Source organism: Rhizobium sp. PEPV16 (assembly GCF_008919455.1).
GTDB lineage: Bacteria > Pseudomonadota > Alphaproteobacteria > Rhizobiales > Rhizobiaceae > Rhizobium > Rhizobium leguminosarum_Q.
In genome coordinates this window covers 26,889-41,667 of the sequence record NZ_VSZV01000314.1, presented here as the reverse complement: position 1 = coordinate 41,667, position 14,779 = coordinate 26,889, and the positions used below count along the sequence as shown (strand labels likewise).

Genomic DNA, 14,779 nt, shown 5'->3' with positions numbered 1-14,779 from the left:
AGGCCGGAAACTGGGAGAGTGCCGCATGGCGCATCTCCTTGAGCTTGACGTTGTAATAGGGAGTGAGGCCATCAAAGCCTGTGACGTCATGCCCCTCTTGCAGCAGGCGCCTCGCCAGATGAAAACCGATAAAGCCGGCAGTCCCTGTAATGAAGTAGCGCATTCCCACCTTTTCTCGGCTCCCTGCCGACGGCAAAGAGCCGATTCCGTATCAAGTGACCCCACTTACAAGATAAAAAGAGGCCGAGTCGATAGGCCTTTCAACGAGAAGGCCACAGCCCCGTCTCTACCGTCGGCGGCCTGTCCGCTGCTGCCTTGCCGGATGAGGGCCAGACCATCGATATCGTCTGTCGGTCAGCCGCAACTCCCGGCCGTTATGCTGCATTGCAACATGGTGGCTTGCATGTTATGGCCGGCCGGTCGTCTGCAAGCAGGTCAGGATCGATGAGAGATATAATTTATTGGATTCTCTGCGCGTTTCTGACTGTTGCCATCGCGATCGTGTTGTTACGCTATGTCACGAACTTCTGGCTTCTGTCCTTCGTCTACAGCTTTCAACTTCACCTCGGCGTCGTGTTCGTCGCTGCCAGTCTCGTCGTTCTGGCTATCAACAGGCAGATTTACGGCTTTATCCTTCTGCTTGCCTCGATTCTTCTCATCGCTCACGGCGTCATCATGCTGCGCGAGTTCTCGCAGGGCGACAGAGGCACCGACAGGCCGCCGCTTTTTCGTCTGATGTCGTTCAACATCGCGATCGACAACTGGAAAAACTCGACTGAAATCACCGACATGGTGATCGCGTCGAATGCCGACGTCGTCAATCTGCTCGAAGCCAAGCCGCTGACGTTTCACCTGCAGCAATTGTTCAAGGCCTATCCCTACCATATCGGCTGCGATACCGGGAAGGATACATGCGATACGCTGGTGCTGTCCAAACACCCGTTCGTCAGCCGGCAGGTCGCGAGCATGGGCAGTCTTCGAAAAAACAGGCTGATCGTAGCAAGCGTCGACTTCGGCGGCGAAACTATCAATCTGGTTTCGGCGCACCTGACCAAACCATATTTCGACGATTTCCAGATGGCTGAATTGGAAGATCTCGGCAAAGCGCTTGGCTCGATCGACGGGCCTCTGGTGCTGTCAGGTGATTTCAACTCCTCGGCGATCGCCCCGAGCATCCAAGCTTTCCTGCGCGAGCAGAAGCTGAAAACGATCACGCCAGAACCGGCAACATGGCCGATCGGCGCCGGCGCGCTCGGGATCGCCATCGACCACATATTTGTGCGCGCGCCGCTTCATCTGACATCGCTGAAACGTCTCGACGACAATCTCGGCTCGAACCATTCGGGCTTGATCGCCGACTTCGTTCTCGACAAGGACGGCGAAACTTCAACGGCAAAATGACTTTACCTGTGGGCTACAGATCAGAATCTGGTTCGGCCGCCTTTTTTGTCGATCATTTGAAACCTCTTGCCGTCGGTCTTCACGTTGACGCAATCGGTCTTCTTGCTGGGGAACAGGACGCACACCTGGCCATTGGTTATCTTGTAGCCATTCTTATTGCCGTCGCGATATTCGTAGCCGTTCTTGCTTTCTTTCAGTTCGGACGTACCGGGCAGGTGCTGGCGAATTTCCGACTCGCTTGCGGTTCGCATGCTTGCCGTTTCGGCAAACGCCATTCCCGGCACCATAATTGCAAGAAATCCGGCGAGGACGGGCAAGGTACGCATCAGGGGGATATCTCCGGTCATGTCTGTCGGTACATCCATTCTACGAGAACCCCAAGAGGAAATTCAAGAGCCACGATGGTCGCGCCGGAAAGGCCCGACCATCGCTCCGGCTGCGATTTTACGTTCTTCCAAACTCATCGACGATACGAATGATGTCGTCCTCGCCGAGGTAGGAGCCCGTCTGAACTTCGATGAGCTCGAGAAGAATCTTTCCGGGGTTGGCGAGGCGGTGGACTTCGCCCAGCGGAATGTAGACGCTTTCGTTCTCGCGCAGCATACGCACGTTCTCGCCGACCGTCACCTCAGCCGTTCCCTTGACGACGATCCAGTGTTCGGAGCGATGGTGGTGTTTTTGCAGCGAAAGCTTCTTGCCCGGCGTGACGAAGATGCGCTTCACCTGGAAGCGATCGCCGTTGAAGATGGAGGTATAGCCGCCCCACGGGCGATAGGATGTCGGATGGGTTTCGGCGAATTTCGCAGTAGTGGAGGACGAGGCCAGCATTTTAACCAATTGTCCAACATTCTGGCTGTCTTTAAGCGGCCCGACATAGACGGCGTCCTCGCTGGCGATGACGGCGACATCCTCCATACCCTGGACGGCAAGATGCACGCCATGGGTCATAACGAGCGAGTTGCGGGTATTGACGACGGTGGTGTTTGCAGCGGCGACATTGCCGTTGTTGTCGCGTGCGCCTGATTTCCAGACGGCATCCCAGCTTCCCATGTCTGACCATTTGAACGGCGAGGGGACGACGGCGGCCTTGGAGGTCTTTTCCATGATCGCGTAGTCGATGGAGATATCGGGGCTCTTGGCGAAATGGTCGGCGTCGAGGCGGGTGAAATCAAGGTCGCGGCTTGCCTTCGAAACGGCTTTGCTGGCCGCCTTCAGCACATCGGGTGCATATTCCTGCAGTTCGGCGATGAGTTCCGTCACCGGGAACATGAAGATGCCCGAGTTCCAGCAGAAGCCGCCGTCGGCGAGCATCTGCTCGGCCTTCTCGAGTGCCGGCTTTTCGATAAAGCGCTTGACCTTGTGCGCACCGTTTTTGAGCGCGTCGCCGATCTCGATATAGCCGTAGCCTGTCGCCGGCTCCGTCGGGTTGATGCCGAAAGTGACGAGGCTGCCTTCGGCGGCGGCATCGCGGGCGATGCGGATGCAATCGAAATAGCTCTCATCGGCAAGGATCTCGTGATCCGAGGCGAGCATCTGGATGATGGTGCCCTTGCCGAACAGCTCGCCAGCGAGCGTTGCAGCGGCGGCCACTGCCGCGGCAGTGTTGCGGGCGACCGGTTCGAGCAGCACGGCAGCGAGAGGGACGGCGAGCGCGCGGGCCTGCTCGGCGACCAGGAAGCGGAATTCCTCATTGGTGACGACGATCGGGGCTTCATAGAGCTCCGGATTGGAAACGCGTTCGAGGGTTTCCTGAAACAGCGTCTTGTCGCCGACGAACTGGATGAATTGTTTCGGTGCGGTGGCACGGGAAAGCGGCCAGAGCCGCGTGCCTTTGCCGCCGGCCATGATCACGGGAACGATTTTCTGCGTCATAGGCGGGTTCCTTGAAAAAGCGTGTTCGTCGCATGTTTAGCGGGCTTCTGCCCAGTCTCGTATACGTGTTAGCCCGGCGGTCAGAAGATCCAGGGCTGCTGTCTCGCTCCTGGCTTCCACGTAACAGCGCATTTCCGGCGCATTGCCGGACGGGCGGAAATGGATGATCCTACCGTCTTTCAGTGTCACGCGAAGTCCGTCGATGTCAGACTTCGTCGCCACTTCGCCGATCGGCTGCAGGAAGGCCGAAAGATTTTCATCGGTGGCACGCAGATACTGCATCAGCGCCGCGCTTGTCTCGACCGGAAAATTCTCCAGGCGGTCGGCGGCGGCAAATGGCAGATGATAGGAGGCGGCAACGGCCGAAAGCGGCTGCTTGCGGGTGGCGGCGAGCGATAGGATCGCGAGCATCGGGATAAAACAATCGCGTGTCGGCAAGGCACGCACGTTCCGGCCGTTGATATCAAAGGCGGTTGCAGTCAGCAGCCCGCCATTGGCTTCAAAGCCCATGACATGATCCTTGCCAGCCGCCACGGCCTCTACCATGCCTGAAATGACGAAGGGTGAGCCGACGCGGGTGCGCCGGACGGCGAAAGAGCCCGCGGCCTCGATGCCCGAATTGGAGGTAACCGGTGTCACCACCGTGCCGGCACCGAGGAAATTGGCTGCCACAAGGCCGAGAAGGTCACCGCGCAACGGCGTGCCGGTTTCGTCTGCGACCAGCGGGCGGTCGCCGTCGCCATCGGTAGAGACGATCGCATCGAACTTGTGCTCGGACACCCAGCGCTTCATCAGCGTGATCGTCTCGTCGGAAACGGCTTCGGTGTCGACGGGAATGAAACTCTCGGAACGTCCGAGAGCGGTGATCTCGGCGCCGTAATGGGCGAGAACATCAACCAACAGGTCGCGGGCGACGCTGCTGTGCTGGTAGACACCGATCTTCATGCCGGACAGCGCGCCTTGCGGAAGCAGGGCTGTATTGCGTTCGAAAAAGAGCTGACGGCAGATCGCTTCATGCTCCTCCGTCTCGGCTGGCGCCTGCGTCACCGCTTCACCGGTTCGCTCGATCTCGACCGCCAATGCGGTGACAGCAGCCTCGTCCGATTTGTCGATCTCACCATCCGGGCGATAGAATTTGATGCCGTTGCGGTCCGCCGGAATATGCGAGCCCGTAACCATCAGGCAGGCGGCGTTGCTCTCGAGGCCATAGAGGGCAAGGGCGGGTGTGGGGACGGTGCCGCAGTCGAATGTCCGGAAGCCGAGCGCGGCAAGCGCACCGGCACAATTCCCCGAGATTTCAGGGCTTGAATCGCGAAAATCGCGGCCGATCAGAATGACGTCGCCGGCCCGCGCCTTGCCGGTCTGCAGCAGATATTTGCCGAACGCGGTGGCGTAGAGGGCGGAGGCGCGTCCCTTGAGGTCGACTGAAAGTCCGCGAAGGCCGCTGGTGCCGAATTTCATGGGAAGACATGGCTCCGATTTCACGATCAAAGTTCTACTCAGGCCGCCTGCCGGCGTAAATACCAAAGCCATCATATAGTTAAATACGGACGACGGTGCCTCGGATAGTCTCTTGCAATCTTCTCTCACCGAATTCTGGAGGTGTAGACCCATTGCCGCGCCGGCAGGCATTGCAGCGTAGATCGATTTTGTTAGAACCGTGTGTCCGTTGTTTCGTCATATGCGAAGGATTTTCCTAGATGAGCGATACATCCGTCAGTCTCGAGGAGAGCTGGAAAGCCGCGCTGGAGGGGGAGTTTTCAAGCCCCTACATGCAACAGCTCAAATCCTTCCTCGTCGCGCAGAAGCAGGTCGGCAAGCGGATTTTCCCCAAGGGCAGCGAATATTTCCGCGCCCTCGATCTGACGCCGATCTCCAACGTCAAGGCCGTCATCCTCGGCCAGGACCCGTATCATGGACTCGGGCAAGCCCATGGACTGTGTTTCAGTGTCCGTCCGGGCGTGCGCATACCGCCCTCCCTGGTCAATATCTACAAGGAGATGGAGACGGATCTTGGCATAGCGCCGGCACGTCACGGTTTTCTCGAACATTGGGCAAAGCAGGGCGTACTCCTGCTAAACAGCGTGCTGACCGTTGAGGAAGGGCAGGCGGCTGCTCATCAGGGCAAGGGGTGGGAACGCTTCACCGACGCCGTCATCCGCAAGGTCAACGATGAATGCGAATCCGTGGTCTTCATGCTGTGGGGTTCCTATGCCCAACGCAAGGCCGCCTTTGTCGATACGACGCGGCATCTCGTGCTCCGGGCGCCGCATCCCTCGCCGCTTTCGGCCCATAACGGGTTTTTTGGCTGCGGGCATTTTTCGAAGGCGAATGCCTTCCTGCAGTCGCGCGGACGTGCGCCGATCGACTGGCAATTGCCGGCCGATCCCCATGTGGCGTAGGTGTGAACGGACTTTGGCGTTCGTTCACTAAAAGAAGACAATGCGTTTTGGTCTATGGGTCTGTTCTACGGGAGTTTCAGCGCGCATCTTAGCCTCATCGAAAGCCCGCAACGGCGGGCATGAAAGGGGTTTGACATGCTCGATCAGATCAAGGGTCTGCACCACGTCACGTCGATGGCGCAGGATGCCCGCACCAACAACCAGTTTTTCACCAGTGCGCTCGGCCTGCGACGCGTCAAGAAGACGGTGAATTTCGACGCGCCCGATGTCTATCACCTTTATTATGGTGACGAGACCGGTGCGCCCGGCACAGTCATGACCTATTTTCCGTTCCCAAAGATGGCGCAGGGCCGTCCCGGTACCGGCGAAGTTGGCACGACGGTGTTTTCCGTTCCGCAGGGCTCGCTCGGCTTCTGGAGCGATCGCTTTGCCGCGCTTGGTGTCGGCGGCCTGAAGGCCGAGGAAAGTTTCGGCGAAAAACGGCTGAACTTCTCCGGCCCGGATGGCGATGGCTTCGCGCTCGTCGAGGTAAAGGACGCCCGCCAGGCCTGGACACATGGCGGCATCAGCGAAGACCATGCCATTTACGGCTTCCACTCCGTCGCCATGCGGCTGAGGGACGAAGGCGCCACGGCCGAACTCTTGAAGTTCATGGGTTACGAGGTCGCCGAGGAAAGGGACGGCGTCAAGCGGCTGATCAAGCCCTCCGGCAATGGCGCGCATCTCATCGATCTCGAGACCATGCCGAACATTGCCCGCGCCCTTCCGGGTGCCGGCTCCGTCCACCATGTCGCCTTCGCCGTCGAAAACCGCGAGAAGCAACTCGAAGTGCGCAAGGCGCTGATGGACACCGGTTATCAGGTCACGCCGGTGATCGACCGCGATTATTTCTGGGCGATCTATTTCCGCACGCCGGGCGGCGTGCTGTTCGAGGTCGCGACCAATGAGCCCGGCTTCGACCGCGACGAGGATACGGCCCATCTTGGCGAAGCCCTGAAACTGCCGCAACAGCACGCCCATCTTCGCGCGCTGCTCGAGCAGCATCTGCAGCCGCTCGAAGTGTGAGGAGAGGCGATATGACCGAAACCGGATATGTGCACCGGCTGTATGCCGGTGCACCTGATAAACCCGTCTTGCTGGTGCTGCACGGCACCGGCGGCGACGAGAACCAGTTCTTCGACTTCGGCCGGCGCCTGCTGCCTGAAGCGACGATTCTCTCGCCGCGCGGCGATGTTTCCGAACATGGCGCGGCGCGCTTCTTTCGCCGCACCGGGGAGGGGGTCTACGACATGCCCGATCTCTCACGCGCGACGGAGAAGATGGCCGCCTACGTTAAGGCATTCGCTGACGAGTACCAGGCTTCCCATATTCTCGGCCTGGGTTTTTCGAACGGCGCAAATATTCTTGCCAATGTCCTGATCGAGAAGGGTATCTTCGATGCCGCGGTTCTGATGCACCCGCTCATTCCGTTTCAACCCGAAGCCCAGTCGACACTGGCGGGAAGAAAGGTGCTGATGACGGCCGGGCAACGGGATCCTATCGCGCCCGTCTCCATGACCGAGGCGCTGTCCGAACATCTGAAAAACCGAGGGGCGGAGATCAGGGTGGTCTGGCATCCCGGCGGTCACGAGATTGCGCCGCTCGAGATCAATGCGGTCCGCGATTTTCTCGGCGGTTATTGACGGCGTGCACCATCGGTCGGCGGGAGACTGGTTTGCGGGACCGGCGAATGCCGGTCCCGCATCTTTGCTGAAACAAGGATCCTATCGTCGTGATCGATAGGACATTAGGGGCGAGGAGGATATTTGCCCCTGATTGCCTTCATGTAGAAATTTCCCGGTGATTCCGCCATCGTCAACCCGACGACGACGCCCTTGGGAACGCCTTCATATTCTCGCCTCTGACCGTTGGTCAGATAGACCCGTAGATGCCGGCTGTCTTCGTCGTAGGTGATCGCCTCGATAAGTTTCGAATCAACCGCAGTTTCCACTTTGCACCCCGCAATTTTGGATCTGAGATTCCTGATCAAGAAATGTCATTCACACTCGCAACGCGCCATCATTATGCTGCGCCGCGGGGGCGTCAAGCATCATCTTCTTTAACGTTCATTTTTTCCTGATGGCTATCGTTATGGTTGATTTTTACAGCTTTTTCGAAGGTGTGGCCTGTGGAAATCCGATAGCTGTGGCTCCTCCATTTGGGGAATATTAGCCGATAACGTCGCGAGAAACGCAATAATCGCCGGTTTAACGCCGGATTAACCATCATATCGCAAATTATAGCGCAATATTAACCGCGGCACCCTCCAAAGTATGAATGATTACATCCGCAAGGCGGGGCGTGACCTCGCCGCTGCAACGGCCAATATCGGCGTTGCCGAGTCGCGGGCGCTGCGCGCTGAGGTGAAGACCACGCAGGAGACTCTTGCGCTTTCAATCGGGAGCTACAAGGATGGACAATCCTCCTTGCTTGATGTGCTGGATGCGCAGCGTTCGGTCGCGACCAGTCAGGCGAAACTGGCGCAGGCGGTGCAGCAAATGGCGAAGGACTATGTCGCTCTGAATGCGGCAATTGGTTCGGGTTACAACTTCAATGGAGCCGCGATCAGGCCAAATTCTTATGAACACTGAGCCTCATGCCGTTGCAGCGATGGATAAGAGATGGATTGTTTCGGACAACCCGCCATTCGGTCGGGTCTCATAAATGGGTTCCATGTTTAACTATCTAGCGCCATGGCGACAACAGATAGCGATACTGGCTGGCAACCGTAAAGGACGCGCTCGGCTGACGTTTGCCGAAGGCGAATTCGCTGCGGTCTACGCGATGAGCGATGTTCACGGATGTTATAAAGAACTCGTCGAGGCACATCGCCGCATCGAGGAGGATGCCGCGCGCATTCCGGGGCCGAAGCTCATCGTCATGCTCGGCGATTATGTCGATCGCGGGCCGGATTCGAGCGCGGTGCTGGAATTCCTGAGCAGGACCCCGCCGCCGGGGTTTCAACGTTTCGTCCTGTGCGGCAATCATGACGCGGAGCTGGTGAATCTCTATCGCAAACCGGCGCGCATTCTTGAATGGCTTGGCTTTGCCGGAACGGAGACGCTGCACTCATACGGTATCGATATCGAGCATCTGCTGCAGTCGGCGGCTGGAAGCGAAACAATCGCCCGAGTCATTCGCAACATGATACCCGAGCGGCATATCCAATTTCTGGAATCGCTGCCGGTCATGCTGCGGATGGGAAGGATCCTCTTCGTTCATGCGGGCATCAGGCCGGGCATCGACCTCAAGAGGCAGAAAGACAGCGACCTCATGTGGATCCGTCAGCCCTTCCTGGATGAAGGGCCGCAGCTTCCTGTCCTCGTGATCCACGGCCATACCCCGGCGCGAATCCCGACATTCGGTCCGCAACGCATCGGTATCGACACTGCGGTTTCGGCGACGGGCCGGCTGACTGTGCTGACAATAAAGGGGACACGGGTCGGAATTCTTTAAATCGGTGAGTATGATGTCGTCCGAAACGCTTACACTTTTCGGCGTCATGCTCAAAACCAAACGCCGCGGATTATGCTCCGCGGCGTCAGGACGATCAGATGTTCAGGAGGCTATCTCAGGCGCCGGTCGTTTCCTGATAAAGGTTGGTGCCGATGCCGGTATAGGTAAAGCCGTGTTTGCGGACTTCGTCGCTGCGGTAGATATTGCGCAGATCGACCAGGATCGGAGCGCGCATCGATTGCTTGAGGCGACTGAAATCGAGCGCGCGGAACTGGTTCCATTCGGTGACGATGACAAGCGCATCCGCACCGGCGGCCGCTTCATAGGGGCCGCTCGCATATTCGATGTTGTCGATTACTTTGCGGGCGTTCTCCATGCCCTCGGGATCGTAGCCGACCACTTGCGCGCCGGCGTCCTGCAGGGTCTGGATGACTGCGATCGCCGGGCTGTCGCGCATATCGTCGGTGTTCGGCTTGAAGGTCAGGCCGAGGATCGCGATCTTCTTGCCGCGAATGTCTCCGCCGACGGCCGAAATGACTTTGCGTCCCATCGCCCGCTTGCGGTTGTCGTTGATCGAGATCGTCGTCTCGATGAGACGCATCGGCGCGTCGTAATCCTGCGCCGTCTTGGCAAGTGCAAGCGTATCCTTGGGGAAGCACGAACCGCCGTAACCTGGGCCGGCATGCAGGAACTTGGAGCCGATACGGCCGTCGAGACCGATTCCGCGCGAAACGTCCTGGACGTTTGCGTCGACCCGTTCGCAGAGATCGGCAATCTCGTTGATGAAGGTGATCTTCATCGCGAGGAAGGCATTGGCCGCATATTTGATCAGTTCGGAGGTGCGGCGGGTGGTGAAGACCAAGGGGGCCTGGTTGAGATAGAGCGGGCGGTAGACCTCGGTCATGGTTTCGCGCGCCCGGTCGTCGTTCAGGCCGACGACGATACGGTCGGGACGCTTGAAGTCTTCGATCGCCGCACCTTCACGCAGGAATTCCGGATTGGAAACGACAGCGACATCCGCCGCGGGATTGGTTTCGCGCATGATGCGCTCGACCTCGTCTCCCGTGCCGACCGGCACCGTCGACTTGGTGACGATAACGGTGAAGCCTTCCACATAGGTGGCAATCTCGCGTGCAGCGGCGTAGACATAGGAAAGGTCTGCGTGGCCGTCGCCGCGCCTGGACGGCGTGCCGACTGCGATGAACACAACATCGGCGCTGCGGACGCTTTCGCCGACATCAGTCGAAAACGACAGCCGGCCGGTGCTGGTATTTTCGGCGACCAATTGCTCGAGACCCGGCTCGTAGATCGGAATGCGGCCTTCGCGAAGGGCTTCGATCTTACTCAGATCCTTGTCGACGCAGATGACGTCGTGGCCGAAATCCGCAAAGCAAACGCCTGAAACGAGGCCGACATAGCCTGATCCAATCATCGTGATGCGCATATTTCCCTCAAATCATTAGAGTAGAACGTCATGCTGCGTCGCAGCATGACGTTCGTCATAGTTAATCTGGACGAAAAGACAATACCGAAGATCGCCTGAAACCCACATCGAAAATCGAACTCCGGGCACCGCAGCTTGCCGCGCGCTGCCCCGTCGATAGCCAAAACATAGGTTTGTGTGGGCGATATGACAAGTCGAGCGGCTCGTCAGAGCAGGCTCGACTTCAATCCGGAAACAGGATCAATCAGTCTGTGCCGCTGCCTCGGCTGTTATAGCCGGAACCAGACGTAGGGGTCTGTTCCCGATTGAATCTTGTCCCAGCGCAGATCGGTATCGCGCCAGTTCTTGATGCTGCTTTTCCTATTGTCGAGGACGAGATCGCCCTTGTCGGTTCTGACGACGAGGACCGCATGTCCTTCACCGGAGGGCGTATATGCCGTCGCGATCCGCAAAGCGCGCGACGACCAGCCCATCGCAATCAGCCGGCTGCGTTTGGTCAAAGCGAAATCTTCGCAGTCGCCACTGCGCACATTCACCTTCCAGACGTCGCCATTCAGTTCGTTGCGGGAGTCGTTCCGGCCGATCATCGTACGATTGACGGCGGTGTTGACGTCCTTCAGTTGCAGCATTTGCTTGTCCGTCATCGCAACGACCGCCAAACCATTGTTGTCGCGGCATTCGGTCGGGTTCTGGGCGCAGAACAGCACCTGGGCGAAAGGCGGAATGATCTTGCCTTTTTCAGAGATATAACTGACCGCCGAACTACCGGTCAGGCCGCGGGCAAAACCTGCGGGACCGGCGGCAAATGCCGAGCATGCATTGCCTGCTGTAAAGGCCAGTGCCAGAAGCGTAACGACTGTTTTCTTCATCTCTTAAATCCCCGTTCAGGGCAACCGATTGAGATCAGGCTTGCCTTTTTTCTCGGTCAATGGCATGGCGATCTGATGATCTGCCAAGTATTGGGCGCAGAATATCTGTCCCGTTTCTGCTGCTTGGAAGGAGCATAGCCGGGCCTTGTCTCGATTGGCTTAAACCTTTCGCGACAATTTTAAACGATGTGGAATTCTGTTACACTTTAGCACGCAAGCGCTTGATGTTCAACTTATGTTAGTACGAGTAAATTAATCTCTTCGGTTGCAATCACTTTGGTCGCCGCCTACTCTGGTAAACGAATTCACATGTTCTCCAACCTCATCAATAAGCGGGTCTTGCGAGAGGTTTTGCTTTTTGCCTTCATCGGCCTCGTTATATTGACTCTCATACCGTTCGGGAGCGTCACGCCCTTTCCCTTCGCCTTCGCCGCGATCGGGATGTTTGCCCTCGCCATCATTTCGGGACTCCTGTTCGGAGAGCCGAGACAAAGCAGATGGGTTTTCAGTATCGCTTTGTTTCTACTCGTCGTACTGGCGGGCTGGACGTTCATCCAAACCATCGAGCTGCCCTCCAATTGGTTGGCGAATCCCGCCTGGAATGCCGCGCGTGACCTGGCAGGTGCGCAGTCCGCGGCGATCTCGGTCGGACCGGCCGATACGCTCGCGTCGATCCTCTGGGTCGCCCTGCCTTTCGTCACATTTCTGACCGGGCTGCTCTTATGCGATACCGACCAGCGCGCGCGGAAAGTGCTGACAGGGCTCGGGCTTACGGCGGGCATCATCGCTGTTTTCGGCCTGCTGCAGTTTTTGCTGTTTCCCAACATCCTGATTGTCGTGGAGAAACGCGCCTACCTCGACAGCCTGACTGCGGTCTTCGTCAACCGCAATACCGCCGCGACCTTCCTCGGGCTTGGAACGCTGCTGATGCTGACCCTGGTCAGGGATATTACCCGAGCCTATTCGAACTATCCGCCCGGCGAGCCGGGCAGAAACGCGCTTCTCTTGAGATCGTGGATCTATATCCTACTCTTATGCGCATGCTTCACCGCACTGATGCTGAGCCGCTCGCGTGCCGGGATATTTGCCACCTTTGTTGCCGCTCTCATCTATTTTCCATGGCTTGTCATCAATTGGAACGGCTCGAGGCGTCATCTGAGACCGGCGCCAAGATGGCGTTCGTTGCTGAAGCTCCTCTCGGCGATTGGTTTCGTCGTGCTGCTGCTGACGGTGTTTGCGGGCCAGGCGATTTTGCGCGCTCAAGAGCGGCGACTCGAGGATGACGATCGGTTTTGCATTCTGCCGGGCATATGGCGTGCCATCTCGGATCATTGGTTGACGGGAACGGGGCTCGGAACCTTCCGGACCGTGTTTTCCGCCTACCGCGATCCGGCTTGCGGAATTTTCGGGGTCTTCGACCGTGCGCATAATTTCTATCTCGAAGGATTTCTGGGCCTCGGAATATTGTTCCCGATTGCGACAGTCCTTGCCCTTTCGGTGCTTGCCAGAGTGTTCCGGCACGGGCTCGTCCAACGACGGCGTCTCAGGCACTATGTTCTTCTTGGCTTGGCGGCGACCGTTTTGGTCGCCCTTCATGCGGCGGTCGATTTTTCGCTGCAGATACCGGGTTTTGCGGTGTTTTACTCCGCCTTCCTGAGTGCGGTTGTCGCGATATGCCTCGGACGTAGCAATGGAAACGCGGACATGGCATATGAGCGGCCGTTAACCACGTAAAGTTTAAATGGATGGATTTTAATAAGATTTTCGGAAAAGATCGATTGTGCAGGTGCGAACGGTTGACTCTGAAACCCAAGAAATTTTATAGCGGGTGCAGCCTTCGGATTGTTGCGACGCAAGAAAAGTCGGACCGAAGTCGTTTTTCGCTTCCTAAGGGGCTCGGCGTTGCCAGCCTGCCACAGTTAGGGGAATGTTAATCGGCTTTAAGTGTTATTGATCGGGGATTGTCTTGTATTTTGTCAGATCGCGGGGCAGTAGCTTCAGGGGCGTAAACGCAGGGTATTCTATGGGTTGTTCTCGTATCGGTAGTACACGCGTCGCCATTGTTGTAGCGCTTACGACTATATTGGCAAGCTGCACCTCGTTGCCAAGATCCGGTCCCGATCACAAAGACGTTGATCGAGATGCAGCGGTGAAAGTGACAACGAAGGAACGTCGGGTCGGTATCGACTACGCCCTGGTTGATCTCAGCAAGAACGTCCTGTCGTATTTTACCGCTCCCCAGCCGACCTCGTTCAAAGGTTTTGGTGGTGGTCGAGGCGGGGCGCCCGAAATTCCGCTCGGTTACGGCGATGTCGTTTCGGTTGCCATCTTCGAAGCTCAGTCCGGCGGTCTCTTCATTCCGTCCGATGCAGGTAGCCGACCCGGCAATTACATCTCGCTGCCAGAGCAGACCATCGATAGAAACGGAACGATCACAATTCCCTATGCGGGTCGGGTTCCGGCTGCCGGTCGCCTGAAGGAGACCGTAGAGCAGGACGTTGAGGATCGCCTGGCGAGCCGCGCGATTGAACCGCAGGTGGTTATTACGACAACGACAAGCCGCTCCAGTCAGGTTGCTGTGCTCGGTGATGTCAACAATCCCCAGCGCGTCGAGATCAGCCCGGCCGGTGAGCGTGTTCTCGATATCATTTCCGCCGCGGGCGGTTTGACGACCAACAATATCGAAACGAATGTGACGCTGCAGCGCCGCGGCAAGACGGCAACCGTCGCCTACACTACGCTGTTGAAGAACCCGGCCGAAAATATCTATGTTGCGCCGGATGATACGATCTCGATCGATCATGAGCGCCGCACCTATCTTGCGCTCGGTGCCGCAGGCGTCAGCGGTCGGTTCGATTTCGAAGAGTCCAACCTGACCCTTGGAGAGGCAATCGCCAAGGCGGGCGGCCTACGCGACGACCGCGCCGACCCGGCTCAGGTCCTGCTCTATCGTCTTGTCCCGAAGAAAACGGTTCAAGCGATGCATGTGGACACGACGAGATTTGCTGGTGAAATGGTTCCGGTGATCATTCGTGCGAATATGCGCGACCCGGCAACCCTGTTTGCTGTTCAGCAATTCAAGATGGAAGACAAGGATATTATCTATATTTCCAATTCGGACTCTGTCGAACTGGTCAAGTTCCTTGACATCGTGAACTCGGTATCATCCACTGTTTCCGGAGTGGCCGACGATGCGAACGATACCAGTAACGCGGTACAGGATCTTGGAAATTGATTGAAATAGGCGGGCTGTCATCGATCGCGAATGATCAATGACGGCGGCCTATATAGCGGAT

14 protein-coding genes and 1 pseudogene are annotated in these 14,779 nt (G+C 57.7%); 8 read left to right on the top strand and 7 right to left on the bottom strand.

The genetic code is table 11. The features are described from left to right. On the bottom strand, window positions 1-163 hold a 163-nt coding region (locus tag FY112_RS19095), incomplete at its 3' end, for an NAD-dependent epimerase/dehydratase family protein (protein ID WP_151519049.1). 281 nt (window positions 164-444) lie between these two features. On the opposite strand from FY112_RS19095, the gene FY112_RS19090 reads away from it, so the two are divergent. Continuing rightward, window positions 445-1,401 (top strand): endonuclease/exonuclease/phosphatase family protein, encoded by a 957-nt coding sequence (locus FY112_RS19090; RefSeq protein WP_131644889.1) that lies wholly within the window; start codon window positions 445-447, stop codon window positions 1,399-1,401. Window positions 1,402-1,421: 20 nt separating this feature from the next. On the opposite strand, the gene FY112_RS19085 is transcribed toward FY112_RS19090, so the two are convergent. The 3 genes from FY112_RS19085 to FY112_RS19075 all read right to left on the bottom strand — a co-directional run bounded on the left by FY112_RS19085 (window position 1,422) and on the right by FY112_RS19075 (window position 4,734). Continuing rightward, on the bottom strand, window positions 1,422-1,727 hold the full coding sequence (locus FY112_RS19085; protein WP_026158824.1) for a hypothetical protein: 306 nt from the start codon (window positions 1,725-1,727) through the stop codon (window positions 1,422-1,424). A 118-nt stretch (window positions 1,728-1,845) separates the two neighbouring features. Then, window positions 1,846-3,273: a mannose-1-phosphate guanylyltransferase/mannose-6-phosphate isomerase gene (locus FY112_RS19080; RefSeq protein ID WP_131629777.1), complete on the bottom strand. Its 1,428-nt coding sequence runs from the start codon at window positions 3,271-3,273 to the stop codon at window positions 1,846-1,848. Window positions 3,274-3,309: 36 nt separating this feature from the next. Next, window positions 3,310-4,734 (bottom strand): phosphomannomutase, encoded by a 1,425-nt coding sequence (locus tag FY112_RS19075; RefSeq protein ID WP_151519048.1) that lies wholly within the window; start codon window positions 4,732-4,734, stop codon window positions 3,310-3,312. A 239-nt stretch (window positions 4,735-4,973) separates the two neighbouring features. On the opposite strand from FY112_RS19075, the gene ung reads away from it, so the two are divergent. From ung to FY112_RS19060, 3 genes are all read left to right on the top strand, one after another. After that, window positions 4,974-5,675, top strand: coding sequence for a uracil-DNA glycosylase (gene ung, locus FY112_RS19070; protein WP_017961679.1), 702 nt, complete (start codon window positions 4,974-4,976; stop codon window positions 5,673-5,675). Window positions 5,676-5,810: 135 nt separating this feature from the next. After that, on the top strand, window positions 5,811-6,740 hold the full coding sequence (locus FY112_RS19065; protein ID WP_151519047.1) for a VOC family protein: 930 nt from the start codon (window positions 5,811-5,813) through the stop codon (window positions 6,738-6,740). An 11-nt stretch (window positions 6,741-6,751) separates the two neighbouring features. After that, the gene (locus FY112_RS19060; protein WP_131639701.1) at window positions 6,752-7,357 is read left to right on the top strand and encodes an alpha/beta hydrolase; all 606 of its coding nucleotides are present in this window, start codon (window positions 6,752-6,754) and stop codon (window positions 7,355-7,357) included. 104 nt (window positions 7,358-7,461) lie between these two features. Here the strand turns inward: FY112_RS19060 and FY112_RS19055 are convergent, their stop codons facing one another. Then, on the bottom strand, window positions 7,462-7,704 hold the full coding sequence (locus tag FY112_RS19055) for a KTSC domain-containing protein (RefSeq protein WP_003542164.1): 243 nt from the start codon (window positions 7,702-7,704) through the stop codon (window positions 7,462-7,464). 358 nt (window positions 7,705-8,062) lie between these two features. On the opposite strand from FY112_RS19055, the pseudogene FY112_RS37920 reads away from it, so the two are divergent. Then, window positions 8,063-8,305: pseudogene (locus FY112_RS37920) on the top strand (TolC family protein); the annotation flags it as partial. 73 nt (window positions 8,306-8,378) lie between these two features. Continuing rightward, a complete protein-coding gene (locus FY112_RS19045) occupies window positions 8,379-9,170 on the top strand; it encodes a metallophosphoesterase family protein (RefSeq protein WP_131639700.1) in 792 nt (263 codons plus the stop codon). Window positions 9,171-9,285: 115 nt separating this feature from the next. On the opposite strand, the gene FY112_RS19040 is transcribed toward FY112_RS19045, so the two are convergent. Both FY112_RS19040 and FY112_RS19035 read right to left on the bottom strand, forming a co-directional pair. Next, complete coding sequence (locus FY112_RS19040) at window positions 9,286-10,614, bottom strand: UDP-glucose/GDP-mannose dehydrogenase family protein (RefSeq protein ID WP_138330261.1); 1,329 nt, start codon at window positions 10,612-10,614, stop codon at window positions 9,286-9,288. Window positions 10,615-10,883: 269 nt separating this feature from the next. Then, on the bottom strand, window positions 10,884-11,483 hold the full coding sequence (locus FY112_RS19035) for a transglutaminase-like cysteine peptidase (protein ID WP_131629772.1): 600 nt from the start codon (window positions 11,481-11,483) through the stop codon (window positions 10,884-10,886). A 309-nt stretch (window positions 11,484-11,792) separates the two neighbouring features. On the opposite strand from FY112_RS19035, the gene FY112_RS19030 reads away from it, so the two are divergent. Both FY112_RS19030 and FY112_RS19025 read left to right on the top strand, forming a co-directional pair. Beyond that, the gene (locus FY112_RS19030; RefSeq protein ID WP_151519050.1) at window positions 11,793-13,217 is read left to right on the top strand and encodes an O-antigen ligase family protein; all 1,425 of its coding nucleotides are present in this window, start codon (window positions 11,793-11,795) and stop codon (window positions 13,215-13,217) included. Between the two features lie 289 nt (window positions 13,218-13,506). After that, window positions 13,507-14,718 carry a polysaccharide biosynthesis/export family protein gene (locus tag FY112_RS19025; protein WP_051077396.1) on the top strand — a complete coding sequence of 404 codons (1,212 nt, stop codon included), beginning with the start codon at window positions 13,507-13,509 and terminating at the stop codon, window positions 14,716-14,718. Window positions 14,719-14,779: the final 61 nt, after the last annotated feature.

What these genes read in the sequence shown, in the direction of transcription:
- FY112_RS19090 (WP_131644889.1), top strand. Translation starts at nt 445, where the DNA reads ATGAGAGATATAATTTATTGGATTCTCTGCGCGTTTCTGACTGTTGCC.
- FY112_RS19085 (WP_026158824.1), bottom strand. Translation starts at nt 1,727, where the DNA reads ATGCGTACCTTGCCCGTCCTCGCCGGATTTCTTGCAATTATGGTGCCG.
- FY112_RS19080 (WP_131629777.1), bottom strand. Translation starts at nt 3,273, where the DNA reads ATGACGCAGAAAATCGTTCCCGTGATCATGGCCGGCGGCAAAGGCACG.
- FY112_RS19075 (WP_151519048.1), bottom strand. Translation starts at nt 4,734, where the DNA reads ATGAAATTCGGCACCAGCGGCCTTCGCGGACTTTCAGTCGACCTCAAG.
- ung (WP_017961679.1), top strand. Translation starts at nt 4,974, where the DNA reads ATGAGCGATACATCCGTCAGTCTCGAGGAGAGCTGGAAAGCCGCGCTG.
- FY112_RS19065 (WP_151519047.1), top strand. Translation starts at nt 5,811, where the DNA reads ATGCTCGATCAGATCAAGGGTCTGCACCACGTCACGTCGATGGCGCAG.
- FY112_RS19060 (WP_131639701.1), top strand. Translation starts at nt 6,752, where the DNA reads ATGACCGAAACCGGATATGTGCACCGGCTGTATGCCGGTGCACCTGAT.
- FY112_RS19045 (WP_131639700.1), top strand. Translation starts at nt 8,379, where the DNA reads ATGGGTTCCATGTTTAACTATCTAGCGCCATGGCGACAACAGATAGCG.
- FY112_RS19040 (WP_138330261.1), bottom strand. Translation starts at nt 10,614, where the DNA reads ATGCGCATCACGATGATTGGATCAGGCTATGTCGGCCTCGTTTCAGGC.
- FY112_RS19035 (WP_131629772.1), bottom strand. Translation starts at nt 11,483, where the DNA reads ATGAAGAAAACAGTCGTTACGCTTCTGGCACTGGCCTTTACAGCAGGC.
- FY112_RS19030 (WP_151519050.1), top strand. Translation starts at nt 11,793, where the DNA reads ATGTTCTCCAACCTCATCAATAAGCGGGTCTTGCGAGAGGTTTTGCTT.
- FY112_RS19025 (WP_051077396.1), top strand. Translation starts at nt 13,507, where the DNA reads ATGGGTTGTTCTCGTATCGGTAGTACACGCGTCGCCATTGTTGTAGCG.